Source organism: Cedecea sp. B1(4), from assembly GCF_059414925.1.
This window is the reverse complement of record NZ_JCAHMZ010000193.1, coordinates 1-267: the sequence shown is the minus strand read 5'-3', so window position 1 is coordinate 267 and position 267 is coordinate 1. Positions and strand designations below refer to the sequence as shown.

General features: G+C 74.2%; 1 protein-coding gene. It reads right to left on the bottom strand.

All coding sequences use genetic code 11. The annotated features are described in order from the left end of the window. Positions 1 to 267 (bottom strand): hypothetical protein (locus ACR6JA_RS22590; protein ID WP_494599688.1); only part of this gene is annotated, 267 nt, incomplete at both ends.

Genomic DNA, 267 nt, shown 5'->3' with positions numbered 1-267 from the left:
CAGGATGCGTTCAAGCATCTTGGGGCCATAGCCGAAATGGTCGTGACTGAAGCGCCTGAGGCTGCGCTCGCTCATCTCCAAGCGGTCGTCGAGACCAGGGCCCACGGGCCGCGGCTCGGCCGCGAGCCAGCGGAACAGGGCCGCGGCCCGCGGCGCGGGCGCCTCGTGGCGCCGCGCATCGCCCGTCAGCGCTTCTTGCAGGGCCAGCATCTGGCCTTCGGGCGTGGCGGCCTCGCGCACCCGGCGCGCGACACGGTCGGCGCGGCC